Source organism: Mesorhizobium sp. M0862, from assembly GCF_040319795.1.
GTDB lineage: Bacteria > Pseudomonadota > Alphaproteobacteria > Rhizobiales > Rhizobiaceae > Mesorhizobium.
In genome coordinates this window covers 1-15564 of record NZ_JAMYOJ010000037.1, presented here as the reverse complement: position 1 = coordinate 15564, position 15564 = coordinate 1, and the positions used below count along the sequence as shown (strand labels likewise).

At 62.4% G+C, this 15564-nt stretch carries 14 protein-coding genes and 1 pseudogene; 3 read left to right on the top strand and 12 right to left on the bottom strand.

The genetic code is table 11. The features are described from left to right. Positions 1-3: 3 nt before the first annotated feature. From NKI15_RS30735 to NKI15_RS30715, 5 genes are all read right to left on the bottom strand, one after another. A complete protein-coding gene (locus NKI15_RS30735; RefSeq protein ID WP_023748611.1) occupies positions 4-972 on the bottom strand; it encodes an ABC transporter permease in 969 nt (322 codons plus the stop codon). A 35-nt stretch (positions 973-1007) separates the two neighbouring features. Continuing rightward, positions 1008-2069, bottom strand: a complete 1062-nt coding sequence (locus tag NKI15_RS30730; RefSeq protein ID WP_023729114.1) for a substrate-binding domain-containing protein — start codon at positions 2067-2069, stop codon at positions 1008-1010. A gap of 68 nt (positions 2070-2137) precedes the next feature. Next, the gene (locus NKI15_RS30725) at positions 2138-3199 is read right to left on the bottom strand and encodes a substrate-binding domain-containing protein (protein WP_023748613.1); all 1062 of its coding nucleotides are present in this window, start codon (positions 3197-3199) and stop codon (positions 2138-2140) included. Between the two features lie 31 nt (positions 3200-3230). Further along, a complete protein-coding gene (locus tag NKI15_RS30720; RefSeq protein WP_352887973.1) occupies positions 3231-4484 on the bottom strand; it encodes a M20 family metallopeptidase in 1254 nt (417 codons plus the stop codon). After that, entirely contained in the window at positions 4481-5695 is a 1215-nt protein-coding gene (locus NKI15_RS30715) for an ROK family transcriptional regulator (RefSeq protein ID WP_023753922.1), read from the bottom strand. The genes NKI15_RS30720 and NKI15_RS30715 overlap by 4 nt, the downstream gene beginning before the upstream one ends. 712 nt (positions 5696-6407) lie before the next feature. On the opposite strand from NKI15_RS30715, the gene NKI15_RS30710 reads away from it, so the two are divergent. Continuing rightward, positions 6408-7754, top strand: coding sequence for a family 1 glycosylhydrolase (locus NKI15_RS30710; protein WP_023738285.1), 1347 nt, complete (start codon positions 6408-6410; stop codon positions 7752-7754). 92 nt (positions 7755-7846) lie between these two features. Further along, positions 7847-8335 (top strand): SDR family oxidoreductase, encoded by a 489-nt coding sequence (locus NKI15_RS32060; RefSeq protein WP_502898734.1) that lies wholly within the window; start codon positions 7847-7849, stop codon positions 8333-8335. Positions 8336-8507: 172 nt separating this feature from the next. On the opposite strand, the gene NKI15_RS30695 is transcribed toward NKI15_RS32060, so the two are convergent. The 7 genes and pseudogenes from NKI15_RS30695 to NKI15_RS30665 form a co-directional block, all read right to left on the bottom strand. Next, a complete protein-coding gene (locus tag NKI15_RS30695) occupies positions 8508-9056 on the bottom strand; it encodes a hypothetical protein (RefSeq protein ID WP_023738284.1) in 549 nt (182 codons plus the stop codon). A gap of 196 nt (positions 9057-9252) precedes the next feature. Next, positions 9253-9506: pseudogene (locus NKI15_RS30690) on the bottom strand (Arm DNA-binding domain-containing protein); the annotation flags it as partial. Between the two features lie 291 nt (positions 9507-9797). Continuing rightward, complete coding sequence (gene guaA, locus NKI15_RS30685) at positions 9798-11360, bottom strand: glutamine-hydrolyzing GMP synthase (protein ID WP_023738283.1); 1563 nt, start codon at positions 11358-11360, stop codon at positions 9798-9800. 55 nt (positions 11361-11415) lie between these two features. Next, positions 11416-12084 carry a 5'-methylthioadenosine/S-adenosylhomocysteine nucleosidase gene (locus tag NKI15_RS30680; protein WP_352887969.1) on the bottom strand — a complete coding sequence of 223 codons (669 nt, stop codon included), beginning with the start codon at positions 12082-12084 and terminating at the stop codon, positions 11416-11418. Continuing rightward, entirely contained in the window at positions 12081-12539 is a 459-nt protein-coding gene (locus NKI15_RS30675; protein WP_023701303.1) for a PaaI family thioesterase, read from the bottom strand. The genes NKI15_RS30680 and NKI15_RS30675 overlap by 4 nt, the downstream gene beginning before the upstream one ends. Positions 12540-12623: 84 nt before the next feature. Continuing rightward, the gene (locus tag NKI15_RS30670) at positions 12624-13076 is read right to left on the bottom strand and encodes a TspO/MBR family protein (RefSeq protein WP_023818642.1); all 453 of its coding nucleotides are present in this window, start codon (positions 13074-13076) and stop codon (positions 12624-12626) included. A 72-nt stretch (positions 13077-13148) separates the two neighbouring features. Further along, on the bottom strand, positions 13149-14438 hold the full coding sequence (locus tag NKI15_RS30665) for an RsmB/NOP family class I SAM-dependent RNA methyltransferase (RefSeq protein ID WP_352887966.1): 1290 nt from the start codon (positions 14436-14438) through the stop codon (positions 13149-13151). 319 nt (positions 14439-14757) lie between these two features. On the opposite strand from NKI15_RS30665, the gene NKI15_RS30660 reads away from it, so the two are divergent. After that, positions 14758-15435, top strand: a complete 678-nt coding sequence (locus NKI15_RS30660; RefSeq protein WP_023681822.1) for an MIP family channel protein — start codon at positions 14758-14760, stop codon at positions 15433-15435. The last annotated feature ends 129 nt before the right edge of the window (positions 15436-15564 follow it).

Sequence of the window (15564 nt, the reverse complement as noted above, 5' to 3'; positions counted from 1 at the left end):
CCTTCAGCGGTTCTTTTCGCGCAGCGACACGGCGACTGCGGTCAGGATAATGAGGCCGCGCACGATCATCTGGTCGGAGACCGACAGGCCCATCAGGATCAGGCCGTTGTTGAGCATGCCCATCATCAACGAGCCGACCAGCGCGCCGACCACGGAGCCCTTGCCGCCATTGAGCAGCGTGCCGCCGACGATGACGGCGGCGATGACCGTCATCAGGTCGGTTTCGCCGAGAGTATATTTCGCCGCCTGCAGGCGACCGGCATAGAGCAAGCCGGCAAGACCGGCGAGCCCGCCGCTGATGGTCAGCACGGCGAGCCTGATCCTGGGCACGCTGATGCCCGATACGCTTGCGGCGCGGGCATTGTCGCCGGTCGCCAGCACATGCGCGCCGAAACGGGTTTCGCGGAACACCAGGTGGCCGATGGCCACGGCAATCACCGACCACCAGACGAGTGAGGGGACACCGAACAGCGAGCCGGAACCGAAGAAGCCGGTGAACGCTTCGTTGGTCACCGAGATCGAGCGAAGGTCTGTCATCGAACGCGAAACGCCGGCGAACAGGCCGAGCGTCGCCAGCGTCACCAGGAAGGAGGGCAGCCTGACATACGCCACCAGCACGCCGTTGATGACGCCGATCAGCAGGCCGGCGCCGAGGCCGGCGACTATCCCTGCTGGCATGCCGTACGCGTTGATGGTGACGGCGGCTGCAAGGGCCGCCACCGCCACGATCGAGCCGATCGACAAATCTATTTCGCCGGCCGACATGACGAAGACCAGGCCGATGGCCATGATCGTGACCGGCGTCGTCTGCAACACGATGTTCGATAAATTCCGGACGGTGAGGAAGCCGCTGTCCCGCAGCACAATGGCGAAGAACAGAAAGATCGCCAGGAAACCGAGGTAGACGACATATTGCTGCAGATTGAAGCGGCTTGCGAAGCTGCCACCGGCACTGGTGTTGGCACTGGACATTTTATCCCTCCGGTGGTGAGCGCTTCGCCTCGAGCCTATTTCACCGCGTCCGCGATGGCCGCCGGTACGTCCCTGTTGAGGGACTTCTTCCAACCGTCCTTCACCGTGTCCTTGGTGACGGCGATGGAATCTACGGCATAGAATGGTTCGGCCTTCTTGCCGACCAGCGAACCTGCCGAGGCGCGCGCCAGCGTCACGCCAATGCTGTAGGCCTCGTCGGCGACGAGGGCCGCGATGTTGCCGCCCTTGACCATGTCGAGCGCGGCAGGCTCGTTGAGGTCGAGCGTGACAATCTTGGTGTGTGTGTTGCCGGCACCGCGCAAGGCCGAAAGCACGCTCAGCGCCGGTTCGGCCCAGGTGACATAGATGCCGTCCAGGTCCGGATGCTGGGTGATCATCGCCTGGGCGATGTCTTCGCTGCGCGCCGGGTCGGCCATGCCGGCCTCGGCCTCGATCTTCATATCGGGATAGTCCTGCTCGATGGTCTTCTTGAAGGCCTGGTCGCGCTGGTTGGTGACGTAGAAGTCGGCATCGTGGAAGATGTAGCCGATCTTGCCTTTCTTGCCGAGCGCCTCGGCCATGGCGATGCCGGCCTTGTTGCCCATCTGAAAGAGATCGTCGGAGACGATGGTGACATAGTCCCTGCCCTGCTTGTAGCCGGCCGGGGAATTGTCGACGAAGCCGAGCTTGACGCCGGCCTGGCGTGCCGGATCGTAGACCGAAGCTGCGGTCGCCGGATCGACGGGAAGCGACAGGATGATCGACGGCTTTTTGGCCATCACCGTCTCGATATCGGCCTTCTGTCGCGCGGCGTCGAAACCGGCATCGGTCTGCGCCACCACCTCGATGCCGAGGCGCTTGAATTCGTCATGGGCGCCGGCGTTGACGGCGTTGGTGTATTCGCTCATCTCGTGCCAGACGAGGGCGGCGGTGAACTTGCCGTCCTTGATCTGCTGCTCTTCGGCTGGCGTCAGCGTAAGACTGCTCGCCGGCACCGGCTTTTCACCATTCGGTCCTGTGGTGACGCCTTCAGCGGCGAAGGCGTGCATGGCTAGCAGGCTCGCCACTGTCGTTATGATTACAGATGCTTTGCGCATGTCCCGGTTCCCTTTTTGTTGTGTCGAAGAAAAGCTCCGGTGCGGCGGGCCGCGCCGGAGCGAGAGCCTTACTTGGCCGCGTCGAGCACCGGCTGCGGCGCGTCGCGGTTGAGCGAGTCCTTCCAGCCCTGCGCGACATTCTCCTTGGTGACGGTCAGGGCCGGGACGACGACGAAGGCCGGTGTCGGCTGGCCAAGCAGCGACTTCATGCCGGAAGCAGCCATGGCGCGGCCGAGTTCATAGGCCTTGTCGGCGACGAGGGCTGCGACATTGCCGCCTTTGACCATGTCGAGCGCGACCGGCTCGGCGAGGTCGAGCGTGACGATCTTGGTCCTGGCGTTGCCGGCGCCGCGTAGCGCCGACAGCACGCCGTCGGCCGGCTCGGCCCAGGTCACGTAGATGCCGTCGAGATCGGGATGTTGCAAAAGCATCGCGTTGGCCAGTTCCTCGGCGCGGGCCGGGTCGGATATGCCCTGTTCGGCGACGATCTTGATGTCGGGATAGACCTTCTCGATGGTGGTCTTGAAGGCTTGGTCGCGCTGGTTGGTGACATAGTAGGCAGCGTCGTGGAAAATGTAGCCGACCTTGCCCTTGCCGCCGATCGCTTTGGCCATCGCGTCCGCAGCCTGCTTGCCCATCTGGAATAGATCGTCAGTCACGATCGAAGCGTAATCGGTGCCCTGCTTGTAGCCCTTGGGCAAGTTGGACAGGAACACCAGCTTGGTGCCGTCCTTGACCGCCTGGCGGAAGGCTTCTGCCGAGGTGACCGGGTCGAGCGGCAGGGCCAAGATGACGTTGGGCTTGGCGGCCAACGCCGTCTCGATGTCGCTGCGCTGGCGGGCGGAGTCGAACTGGGCATCCGTTTTGACCGCAATGGTGATGCCGGCGCGGGCGAATTCGTCGGTGGCGCCGGCGGTTACCGCATTGGTGAAATCGGACGAGGTGTGCCAGAGCAAGGCAGCCTTGTAGCCCTTGTCCTTGAGCGCGGCGATGTCGGCATCGCTTAGGATCACGTCGGCACTTGGCGTGGCGCTCTCGCCCTGCGGGCCGACCGTCTGTGCGAAAGCTGGGTCGGCGGCAAGCATCAATCCGCCGGCAAAGGCGGCGGCGATCAGTGTCTTCATCGACATGTCAGTTCTCCCATTTTGCTTCGTTGGTGGTTCAGTCGACCACGCCACAGTAGCGGGCCATGAAGGCGGCGAAGCCGACTATGCCGGCGAAATATTCCTCGACATCCACGTGCTCCTCGAATGTGTGGCAATTCCTGATGTCGCCGGGCGCGCAATAGACGGCAGGAATACCGAGCTGATTGATGATGAAGGGGGACTCCGACCAGAACGGTGCGCCCTCGATGACGCCGCGCCCGCTCATTGCGCCAGCCATCGCGTCGGACAGCATGGCGACTTCCGCCCGCGTTTCGCCGATCTCGGCAGCGGTGCCGCCCAGCCTGTGGTCGCGGCCGGCGGGGTAGGCGAACTCTACCGAAATATCCGGATCGGCGATCGCGCCGCGCACGGCAGCCTCGATCTCGGCAGCGGCGGTGTCGAGGTCTTCGCCAGGCAACAGCTTGCGGATCAGCGAGAGCGTGCAGCGCTCGGGAACGGCAATGTAGCCGCCGCCGGCAAGCCCGGTGATAAGCAGGAAGCCGCGCCCGACCAGTTTGTGCTCGGCGCGCGCGGCGACCTCATCCGAATGCTTCCAAAGCGCCGTCATCGCGGCATGGCTTGCACGGAGCGCATCCTTGCCGAGTTCTGGCACACCGAAATAGGCAGATTTGCCGGTAATCGAGATATCGGTGATGAAGAAGCCGATCTGCGCCGCATAGACGGCCAGGCGGGTCGGCTCGACATAGACGCTGAAATCGGGTGCTGTGACCTCGCCGGTCTCGATGCGTCCGACGAAGTGCTTGATCCCGGCGGAAATGCCGGTGCCGGGCTGGCCGCTCTCCTCGTCGCCGACGAAGGCAAAGGCGACGTCGCCCTTGAGGCGAACGCCGGCCTTGTCGAGCAGCGCGAGTGCCGCAAGCGAAGCAATGATGCCGGCCTTGAGGTCGCCGGAGCCTCGGCCCCAGACAGCACCATCAATGATCGGGGCGGCGAACGGATCCTCACGCTGGGTGCCTGCCCAATGCTCGCGCCAGCCGTCGACATGGACGGTGTCGGTATGGCCGATGAACAGCAGGCGCTTTCCCTGGTCGGCCCCCTTGCGCTCGCCCCAGATGTTGGGCCGCCCGGGAAGGAATTCCGTCCTGGTCAGGCCGCTGAGGTCAAGGTCGCGCATCCTGGCTTCTAGGAAGTCGACGAAGTTGGCTTCGTTGCCGGTGATGCTCTCTCGGCCGATGGCGCGGCGAAACAGCGTTAGTGCGTCGTCGCGGTCGAGCGCTGCCTGCAGGCGGGCGGCAATATCGTGAGTCATATCGCGGCCTCCTTCAGGGCGGCGGCCTGGGCAGGCGGCAGCGAAATCCGGCCATCAGGCGCGTCGACGCCGAACAGCGTGTTGTGCAACTGGCCAAGGCCGATTGCCGCCGCGCCGATGAGGGCTGCGCGTGCGCCGAGTTCGCTCGCCTCGACCCTGACCGGATAGGGGAAGCATAGCGGCAGAAGCGCCTGCACCCTGGACAGGATTTCGGGCCGCAACCCAATCGAGCCGCCGAGGATAAACTTTTCTGGATTGGCGATCGCCGCGATTGCCGCAACGCCTTGCGCCAGATGGCGGGCAGTTTCGTCGAGCACGGTGAGCGCGTCCTTGTCGCCACGCGCGGCATTCTCGAATATTGCCGGCACGGAGACCTGCCTGCCGGCGAGGGCGTGGTAGCGATCGGTCATGGCGTGGGTGGCCACCGCGCGTTCGAATGCGCCGGTGCGCAGTGATTCCTCGGCGAAGGGATCGGCCCCGATTGGCATGAAACCGATCTCGCCGGCGGCGTGCCCAGCACCCCGCACCAGATGACCGCCCAGCATCAGCCCGCTGCCGATGCCGGTGCCGAGCGCGATGTAGGCGAGATTGTCGATGCCCTGGCCTTGGCCGAGCCAGTTCTCGCCAAGCACCGCGAGATTGACGTCGTTCTCGATCATCACCGCGACGCCGAGCGCTTCTTCAAAGGCATCCAGCACATTCATTGTGTCGAAGCCGGCAATGTTCGGCGCCATTAGAATGCGGCCGGTGGCCGGGTCAGGAGCGCCAGGCGCGCCGATGACGGCCAGGCGTATCTTCTTGCGCGCGACGTGCTGTCTGGCCGCGGCATCGAAGGCCAGCGCTGCAATCTGATCGACGACGAACTGGCCGCCGCGCGGATCGGTCGGTGTGGCGGCTTCGGCAAAGATCTGGCAGGCAAGGTCGGTCAGCGCGACCCGCACCTTGGTGCCGCCAAGGTCGACGGCGATGATATAGGCTGCGTCGTGGACCAGTTCGTAGGTGACGGCGGTGCGCCCGACATGGCCGCTGGTGCGGCCGGTTTCCTGGACCCAGCCCTCCTGCTCGAGCCCGCGCATGATTTCGGAGATGGTCTGCTTCGACAGGCCCGTCAGCTTGGCGATCGAGGCGCGGGAGATCGGCCCGCCCTGGACGATCGCTTCCATCACGGAGCGCTGTGAGAACTGACGGGATATGCGCGGCAGGTCAGTCACATTGAACCCCGGTTAATTCGTTCTATGACCGAACTTATTATTCGGAACTGGACCTGTCAATGTATGTTCGCGAGCGGCCGTTTTTGCGTACGCGAACATTGATCCGGAGGCAGGATTCAGGCGCGTTGCTGCCGTTCGGCAGAAGATAAAATGCGATCAGCGAGTGGCTGGATCAGCTTCTTGAATCAATTGGGCGAACAGCTTCGTAACGCATTGACAAATAACGATCATGCTAGTCTCTGAGGGTCACTGTTTTCTACAGGAGATCAATACAGCGGATGGTTCGCCGGTCCATATCTCTCGTATCTCTCGTATGGGTCTGTCGAACCAAAGGACGATGAACGAGACTAACTATTGGCTTCGAGAATATCGGTGATGTACCGCGGGTCTGCCTCCCAGTGAATGGCTCAAATGGGGCCGGCCGCGGAACGTCCGTTTGCAGTTTGCAAACGTGGATAACTACCATACCGCCTTAACTCGCAAAGACCCGTTTGACGCCAACTGGGCTGGCCCGAAGCCGACCTCTCCGTCCAGCATAGTCCGATCATATTCGGCGCAAGCTGCTCGCTTGAACCGTGGGATAGAATTCCGCCAATTTCAGGCACGTGGTTGCCAGGCGCCACCGAACTTGACAAGCAGTCTTGCAGGAACTGCGTCGAGCACTGAACGTTTGACCAAGCGCGGGCATCTCCGCCTTGGCTAAGGACCATCAATGTTCACGTTCATGTTTGCCACCGGCATCGAGAACAGCACCCCCACCATTCGACAAGGCCGGGAGCGCGTCGACGAAATGGAAAAATGCCGCTTCTACGAACGATGGCGCACCGACTTCGAACTGGTCCAGGATCTCGGGGTGCATTTCCTCCGCTACGGACCTCCCATCCACAAAACGTGGCTGGGTGATGGACGTTATGATTGGGCATTCGCCGATGAGACCTTCGCCGACCTGAAGGCGAAAGACATTCTTCCGATCGTCGACCTTTGCCATTTTGGCGTGCCGGACTGGGTTGGCAACTTCCAGAACCCGGACTTTCCGACACTATTCGAGCACTACGCCAGGGATTTCGCGATGCGCTATCCGTGGATCCAGCTCTTCACTCCAATAAATGAGATGTTCATCTGCGCCACCTTTTCGGCTCGCTGGGGATGGTGGAACGAACAACTGAGCAGCGACACTGCTTTCGTCACCGCCCTCAAGCACATCGTGAAGGCGAACGTGCTTGCCATGCGGGCGATCCTCGAGGTGCGGCCGGACGCCATCTTCATACAGAGCGAATCCTCGGAATACTTCCACGCCGATTCTCCCGAGGCGGTCGGCAGAGCGGAACGGTTCAACAGCGAGCGTTTCCTGTCGCTTGACCTCAACTACGGTCATGACGTCGACGCGCACACCTATCGCTATCTTCTCGAAAACGGGATGACGGCCGAAGAATACAGTTTCTTCCTGGAGAGCCATCTGCGCAGGCATTGCGTGATGGGCACCGACTATTACCAGACCAACGAACATCGGGTTTGGGCAGACGGAACGACGTCCGGGTCCGGCGAGGTGTTTGGCTATGACGAGATCACGCGGCAGTACTTCAATCGCTACCGGCTTCCCGTAATGCATACGGAGACCAACATCAGCGAAGGCCCCAATGGAGACGAGGCCGTCTATTGGCTGTGGAAAGAGTGGGCCAACGTGCTGCGGATCCGCAACGATGGCATCCCCATCGTAGGCTTCACCTGGTACTCGCTGACGGACCAGGTGGACTGGGACAGTGCGCTTCGGGAGAACAACGGACGGATCAATCCGCTCGGCCTCTATGACCTCGACCGAAATCCGAGGGCGGTGGGGCGCGCTTTCAAGGCGCTGATCGCGAACTGGAATAAGCTGTTGGCCACACAAAGTGTCTGCCTTGCTTTGCCGGTCTTTCTTCCCTCACAGCAAGACGATGCCATTGTTCGCGCGCAACAGGATTATGCGCGCAGCCTGCTGAGCGTGGATCGGGTCGCTGAAGGCTGGACTGAACCACTTGCTGCTCCCCAGAAAGAGGTCGAACCCGATGCGCCTGGATAACAAGACTGCATTGCAACCGGTGCTGCAAGCGGCATTGGACTGGCCATCGCCATGCGGTTGGGTACCGAAGGTGCACGGGTGAGCCGACCTGGGTGGAGGCAAGGTCGAGAAGGCGCGCATCGGTTCGACAAGGGGCGCGCCGGGTGAGGCCGCTATCACGGTCTGTCGACTTGCGCTCACGCGTTCGGCAGGTTGGTAATAATCGTCAACAACGCGCCGGCCTGATAATCTTTAAACCCATTGAGGCATTCACTAGAGCGGGCTGGCTGAAGGTGCTGAGCGTCGACCTGCTGGGAGCAATTTATTTCGCCGGAAAGGCATTCGCTCATATGACATCTGGCGGCGTCATCGTAAAACATATTGAGTGTGCGCGGTCGAGACGAGCTCCGCATCTCGAGCTATACGCCGCGGCAAAGGCCACCCTCCTGTCTCTAGCCGAGACCCGACGCAGTTCGCACCTTGGCCGACTGGGCATGAATCCGGACGATTACCGAACCAAGTGGAACCTGCCTCGCAATTACCCGATGGTGGCACCCAACTATTCGGGAAGCGTTCCGCATATCGCCTCTAACACCCAGTAGCGGACAGCTCTCGCCTGAGGCGTCAGTCGTCCTTGAGGGCTCCGGCATCGCATTGGAGACCCAAGGCTGGTGCACAAGGATCATGACATTGAATTCCACTCTTTACAGGAACAAGTGCCTTTCCTCGGGATTAGGATTCGACGCCGCAACGGCGTCGAACCCCAAAGGAGACTCACATGAAACGTAAGATTTTGACAGCTACAGCGATCTCTCTCTGTCTCGCCACCGCGGCCTTGGCGCAGTCGTCGGGAACATCCAGCGGCACGAACGGAACGTCCGGCTCATCGGCCGGGTCGGGTATGAGTTCTACGTCCGGCTCAGGCCAAAGCGGTATCCCGAGCGGCTGGGACAGCAAGCTCTCGGGCTCATTCTTCAGCGACGCCAATTCGGGAAGACTTCTGTCGCAGGATGAGATCCGCAAGAACTGGTCGTCCCTGAGCTCTGAACAGCAGGCACAGGTTCGCTCCGACTGCTCGAGAATGACGGCCAGTAACGGCACTGGCTCTGGCACAATGACCGGCACGTCAGGTAGCTCGGCTTCGACCGGCAGTGATACAACGGCGAGTGTCGGCACCGGCTCTGGCACAGCCACCGGCACTTCAGGCAGCTCTGGTTCGACCGGCAGTAACACCACGGCCAGCAACAGCACTGGTTCGGGTACAACCACCGGCACGTCGGGATCCTCGAATACAGCTGGCGATACGACCGCCAGCACCAGCACGGGTTCGGGTGCGAACTCGGCTGCTCAAATGGCTTCGATGCAGCAGCTCTGCACCCAGGTTCAAGGGATGTGACTGAATGCGGGCTCCGGGCCGGCTTGGCCGAGACAGAAGAGGCCTTGACGGCCCGGACATCGCTTTGGTTTGGTAGCCATTCGGCGCTGAAGTCGGCCGGTGATCGGTGTCACAACTCGGCGCTTGTATCGCCGGCGACCGTCCCTCGCCAATAGCGCGCTTCGCGTCGAGACACTTCTCTCGGGCAAGGGCAAGTGAGATTCCGTCCCGTCCATACCTGCCAAGACAGACCGTCTCGCGGCGTCCGTTGAGCCTGTAATCCAGCCGAAAGGAGATCGCGCCACTAGGCATGACGCGAACATACATGCCGTCGCGGTAAGCAATCTTGTAGAATTTCACTTTTGGTTCAGGGCTTTAAGGGCGACGTCCGTCAGCATTCCCCGCTACCTCCTGAAAAGTACCGTCAGTACAATTTCGAGGCTCTTCGGCAGAACATTCGTTTTATCTTCAGTGCCTTAAGGCATCAAAAAACACCGTCAGAGCCTCATTGGATCTGACGGTACTTCGAAAAATCTGAGCTAGCAATTTGCGGAAGGTCCGTCAGCCGGTCCGTCAAATCCAATCTCCGCACCGATTGTCGCTAATTGTCTCCGAATGGATTTATACGTGTTATCAAATGGTTGTGGCGTACAATGGCGTGTTTCCGGCGGCGTTTGGGTAGGTCTGAATCATTCCCACTCGATGGTGCCTGGCGGCTTTGACGTCACGTCGTAGACGACGCGGTTGATGCCGCGGACTTCGTTGATGATGCGGGTGGCGGCGGCACCGAGGAAGGCCATGTCGTAGTGATAGAAATCCGCCGTCATGCCGTCGACAGACGTCACGGCGCGCAGGGCGCAGACGAATTCGTAGGTGCGGCCGTCGCCCATCACACCGACGGTCTGCACCGGAAGCAGCACGGCGAAAGCCTGCCAGATGGCGTCGTAGAGGCCGGCCTTTCGGATCTCGTCGAGATAGATGGCGTCGGCCTCGCGCAGGATTTCGAGCTTTTCGCGGGTGATACCGCCGGGGCAGCGGATGGCAAGGCCTGGTCCGGGGAACGGATGGCGGCCAATAAAACTTTCGGGCAGGCCGAGTTCCTTGCCCAGTGCCCTCACCTCGTCCTTGAACAGTTCGCGCAGCGGCTCGACCAGCTGCATGTTCATGCGCGCCGGCAGGCCGCCGACATTGTGGTGCGACTTGATGGTCACCGACGGGCCGCCGGTGAAGGAGACGCTCTCGATGACGTCGGGATAGAGCGTGCCTTGCGCCAGGAAATCGGCGCCGCCGAGTTTCTTGGCCTCTTCCTCGAACACCTCGATGAACAGCCGGCCGATGGTCTTGCGCTTCGTCTCGGGGTCGGACTCGCCTTCCAGCGCGGAGATGAATTTTTCCGACGCGTCGACAAGGATCAGCGGCAGATTATAGTGCTGGCGGAACATCGCCACCACGCCGGCGGCCTCGTCCTTGCGCATAAGGCCATGGTCGACAAGAATGCAGGTCAGCTGGTCGCCTACCGCTTCGTGGATCAAAAGTGCGGCGACCGAGGAATCCACGCCACCCGACAACGCGCAGATGACCTTGCCCTTGCCGACCTGCTTGCGAATGGTTTCGACCGCATGCTCGCGATAGGCTCGCATCGTCCAGTCGCCTTCGATGCCGGCGATGTTGTGGACGAAGTTCCGGAGCAGCCTGGCGCCATCCGGCGTATGCACCACCTCCGGATGGAACATGATGCCGTACATCTTGCGCGCGACATTGCCGAAGATGGCGAAGGGCGAGCCTTCCGACTTGCCGAAGACTTCGAACCCCTTGGGCAGCGAGATGACGCGGTCGCCATGGCTCATCCACACCTGGTGACGCTGGCCGGGCGCCCACAGGCCTTCGAACAGCGGGCTGTCCTTTTCGATCTCGACGAAGGCGCGGCCGAATTCGCGATGGTTAGAGCTTTCGGCGACGCCGCCCATCTGCACGCACATGGCCATCTGGCCGTAGCAGATACCGAGCACCGGCACGCCGGCATCGAAGACGATCTGCGGCGCGCGCGGGCTGCCGATGTCCGATGTCGAGGCGGGACCGCCCGACAGGATCACGGCTTTCGGATTGATGCGCTTGAAGGCAGCTTCGGCCGATTGGAACGGCACGATCTCGGAAAACACGCCAGCCTCGCGGATGCGGCGGGCGATGAGCTGCGTAAACTGGCTGCCGAAATCGACAATCAGGACTGTATCGGGATGATTGGCTGTCGTCATGGCGAGCCTTTAGAGAAAGAAACGAGTCGGCGCAATGGGGTGCGTAGCCCGACTTTCAGAGCGCTGCCGGCTCTTGCCCAGGCTGCTCCTTGTGTAGCGTGCCGGAGCCGATGGCCTGTTCGAGGCGCACGACTGCATCCGCCAGCTTCTCGTCGATGACATGCAGATATTCGGTCCAGTCGCCAACGTGGCGCAGATCGGCTGGACCGTCTGAAATGCCGCGCAGGCCGATAAGCGGGATATCGAACAACTGGCAGGCGCGCAGGCAGGCGAAGGTTTCCATGTCGACCATGTCGGCGGCGATGGCGTCATAGGCGGCACCGGTGATGATGGCGCCGCCGGTCGACAGGCTGGCTTCTTTAATGCCCGGTATCCTGAATGATAGCGGGACGGTCACCGGCAGGTCGAGGAACGGCGTCGCGCCTTTTTCGAAGCCTAGCGGCGAAGCGTCGATGTCGCGATAGCTGACCGAGACCGCCTGGTAGATTTCCGTCTGCTCCAGTGTGCGGCTGCCGGCGGAGCCGAGCGAGACGACGAGATCGGGCAGCGTCTTCTCAGACTTCAGCCATGACAGTTCGGCGCCGAGCCGCACACCTGCCTCGACCGGGCCGACGCCCGTCATCAGCGGCGTGAACAGTTTCTGCAGATGCGGACCGTATTCCGCTTGCGCCGCCATGACGAAAAGAACGTCCTTGCCGCCAATTCGCGTAACGCTGGCCATCATCCCGCTATCCCGTCACGGCCAACCACCGTCATCATCGTGCCGGTCATGGTCGCGATCAGCTTGGCCTCGCCATCGGCGGCAAAGGCGTACGCTTGGCCATCGGCGACAATGATGGTGCGGCCGGGTTTGGTCACCGAGCCGCGGAACAGGAAGCGTTCGCCCCGGCCGGGCGCCAGGAGGTTGACCTTGAACTCAATGGTCAGCACACCGGAATTTTCCGGCATCAGCGAAAATGCGGCATAGCCGCAGGCCGAATCCAGCGCCGTCGAAATCACCCCGGCATGCAGGAAACCGTGCTGCTGGGTCAGTGCCTGGGAATAGGGCATTTCGATCTCGATGATGCCCGGCGTCACAAGCGTCAGTTCGGCGCCGATGGTCGCCATCGCCTGCTGGCGCGCGAACGACGCCCTGACGCGGTCCTCATAATCGGGTGCGGGTACGATCTTTGCTGCCATGGCCCTCGCCCTGATTTATCTGCAAAGCTTATCGCAGACGCCTGAACGCCACGCAAATGCTTTTGCTGCACTGCAGCAAAGCACTCAGTTCAACAGGAGCAGCGACGCGTTGAGCAAGGTGGCGAAGGCTACCCACGCGGCATAGGGCGCAAACAGCCAGCCGGAAACCCGGTCGCGGTTCCACACCGTGGCTATGAACAGCGCAATGCTGGCGAGAAGAGCCAGGATCACGACCAGTGCCGGCCCCATCTGTTTGGCGCCGAAGAAAGTCGGCGACCACGCGAAGTTCAGAACAAGCTGGAGGGCCCAGATCTTCATCGCGGCGCCTGCTCGTTCCCGCTCCCATGTCCGCCAGCCGGCTACGGCGATCAGGACATAAAGGAGCGTCCAGGCCGGCGCGAAGACCCAGTTGGGCGGGTTGAAGGGCGGCTTGGCGAGCGAGGCATACCATTCACCCGGCAGCGTCGCATAGCCGATCAACAGGCCGCCGCCGAGCACCAGAAGGAGGAAAAGCAGAAGCGACACATATCTTTGCAAGAATTCTACCCCGTCTGGCGGCCGACGCCGCGCATCTGCAACTGGCGCTATGTCAGCCTGTCAATCGCAGCGTCAATTCGCCCGACGCAGCGCACAGAAATGGAACCCGTCGGTGCCGCTCAGAGCCGGCGACAGCGAGATATCGCTTGTCTTGCCGATCCGGGCGGCCGCTGCGTGACCGGGGAAGCTGGCATCCCAGAGCGCGCGATGATCGACCGGAACGAAGCCCTTGTGCCGTTCGCGAAAGGCGGCGACCTGCTCGCCATTCTCCTCGTCGAACACCGAACAGGTGATGTAGACCAGCAGGCCGCCCGGTTTGACATAGGCATTCGCCGCATCGAGGATCGCCGACTGCTCGCCCTTGCGGGCATCGAGCTGTCTTTGCGTCAGCCGCCATTTGGCGTCTGGACGGCGCCGCCAGGTGCCGCTGCCGGTGCAGGGCGCATCGACCAGCACAATGTCCATATGGCCCACGAGGGGGCTGAGTTCAGCCGGCTTGGTGACGACCTGCACGTTGCGGTTTTCCGAACGGCGGATGCGGTCGAAGATCGGCGCCAGTCGCGCCTTTTCGGCATCATGGGCGAAGACCTGGCCTTTGTTGGCCATCGCCGCAGACAGCGCCAGCGTCTTGCCGCCGGCGCCGGCGCAGAAGTCGAGCACCTGCATGCCGGCCTGCGCGCCGGCAAGGGCGGCAACGATCTGCGAACCCTCGTCCTGGACCTCGAACCAGCCCTTTTGGAAAGCCGGCTCGGCCTGTACGTTGGGGTGCCGGCCGTCGCCGTCGATGGGCGGGATGCGAATGCCTTGCGGCGCAATAGCAGCTGCCTTGGCGCCGGTGTCGGCGAGTTCCGCCAGCACTTTGGCGCGGTCGGACTGCAGCGTATTGACCCTGATGTCGAGCGGCGGGCGGGTCGCCAAAGCCGCCCCTTCCGCAACCCAGTCTGCGCCAAAGGCTCGTTCGAACAACGGCGCGCACCAGTCGGGTACGTCCGCCCGCACCGCCTCCGGCGCGTCTTCAGGCCGGCGCTCGGCCAGCGCCTGCAACTCGGCGGCGCTGAGCAACGGTGGCGCGAACTTGTCGCCCTCGAGCGCATCGTTGAGCGACTGCGGCGTCTGGCCCCATTCGATGAGCAGCGCGCCGAAGCCGATGGCGCGGGGCGTGTCTTCACCCAAAAGCCAGCCGGCGGAACGTTTGTGGCGCAGCGCGTCGTAGACGATGTTGCCGATCGCCGCGCGGTCGCCGCCGCCCGCAAAGCGATGCGACAGGCCCCAATCTTTCAGCGCATCGGCCACCGGCCGGTGGCGCCGGCCAATGTCGTCCAGCACTTCAATGGCTGCCGCCAGCCGTCCGCCCAGTCGCATTCGTCATTCCATCTATCGAGCACAGTATCTTTCGGCCTGCTCTTAGAGCGTTTCGCGTCGAGATTGAACCCCGCTTGAATTTCGCGGCGACGAGGCCTTCCGCTCGCGGCCGACGATTTTCCCCGCCGGCAAATGTCTGCACGCCGGCGATAACAAATCTCAAATATATGCAAGGTCTCTAATGTTGGTAACTGGCCGCCGTAAGCACGATCTGTGGCGCAATTGCTCTGCTTTCCAAGCTTTTGCGTTGGGAATACTCTTTGCGCCATGATTCGCGGCGCGGAAAAGCGGACCGACGGATCGATACGAGGAGAGGGCAATGAAAACGTATCTTGCGGAAGTTCTAGGGACATTTCTATTGGTGTTTATCGGCACGGCGTCGGTGGCGACGGGTGGCTTTCTCGCCGACTTGCCGCTGGGCCAGGAAGCCATCGGCCTGGCGTTCGGCATCGGCCTGATTGCGGCGGCTTACGCGGTGGGTCCCATCTCAGGCGCACATCTCAACCCGGCCGTCACGCTCGGCGTCTTCCTTGCCGGCCGGCTGCCGGCCAAGGATGTCATTCCTTACTGGATCGCGCAGATCATCGGCGCCATTCTGGCCTCGCTGGCGCTGTGGATCATCGTCTCCGGCCAGACCGGCGGGCACACCACCGGTTTCGGCGCCAATGGCTGGGACGTGGCGAAATGGGGGACGAGTTCGGCCTTCCTATGGGAGCTGATCGGCACCTTCACCTTCGTCACCGTCATCCTCGGCGTCACCGCCGAGAAGCACTCGACGGCGTTCGCCGGCCTGGTCATCGGCCTGACGCTGGCCGGACTGCACTTCGCAATGATCCCGGTGACCGGCACCTCGCTCAATCCGGCGCGTTCGATCGGCCCGGCGCTGTTTACCGGCGGCGCAGCCCTCAGCCAGCTCTGGCTGTTCATCGTTGCGCCGCTGATCGGCGGCGCAATCGCTGGCGTCGTCGCCAAGGCACGCATCTTCGAAAAGGACTGATTTCGAAGCCTGCGAAAACGAAGGGGGGGGGGGGGGGGGCGGCGCCCCGGGGGGGGGGGGGGCGCCCCGCGGCACCGACCCCCACCCGGACCTGCGGTCCGACCTCCCCACAAGGGGGAGGTAGGGGGC

What these genes read in the sequence shown, in the direction of transcription:
- NKI15_RS30725 (WP_023748613.1), bottom strand. Translation starts at nt 3,199, where the DNA reads ATGTCGATGAAGACACTGATCGCCGCCGCCTTTGCCGGCGGATTGATG.
- NKI15_RS30680 (WP_352887969.1), bottom strand. Translation starts at nt 12,084, where the DNA reads ATGATGGCCAGCGTTACGCGAATTGGCGGCAAGGACGTTCTTTTCGTC.
- guaA (WP_023738283.1), bottom strand. Translation starts at nt 11,360, where the DNA reads ATGACGACAGCCAATCATCCCGATACAGTCCTGATTGTCGATTTCGGC.
- NKI15_RS30675 (WP_023701303.1), bottom strand. Translation starts at nt 12,539, where the DNA reads ATGGCAGCAAAGATCGTACCCGCACCCGATTATGAGGACCGCGTCAGG.
- NKI15_RS30735 (WP_023748611.1), bottom strand. Translation starts at nt 972, where the DNA reads ATGTCCAGTGCCAACACCAGTGCCGGTGGCAGCTTCGCAAGCCGCTTC.
- NKI15_RS30720 (WP_352887973.1), bottom strand. Translation starts at nt 4,484, where the DNA reads ATGACTCACGATATTGCCGCCCGCCTGCAGGCAGCGCTCGACCGCGAC.
- NKI15_RS30660 (WP_023681822.1), top strand. Translation starts at nt 14,758, where the DNA reads ATGAAAACGTATCTTGCGGAAGTTCTAGGGACATTTCTATTGGTGTTT.
- NKI15_RS30665 (WP_352887966.1), bottom strand. Translation starts at nt 14,438, where the DNA reads ATGCGACTGGGCGGACGGCTGGCGGCAGCCATTGAAGTGCTGGACGAC.
- NKI15_RS30730 (WP_023729114.1), bottom strand. Translation starts at nt 2,069, where the DNA reads ATGCGCAAAGCATCTGTAATCATAACGACAGTGGCGAGCCTGCTAGCC.
- NKI15_RS30710 (WP_023738285.1), top strand. Translation starts at nt 6,408, where the DNA reads ATGTTCACGTTCATGTTTGCCACCGGCATCGAGAACAGCACCCCCACC.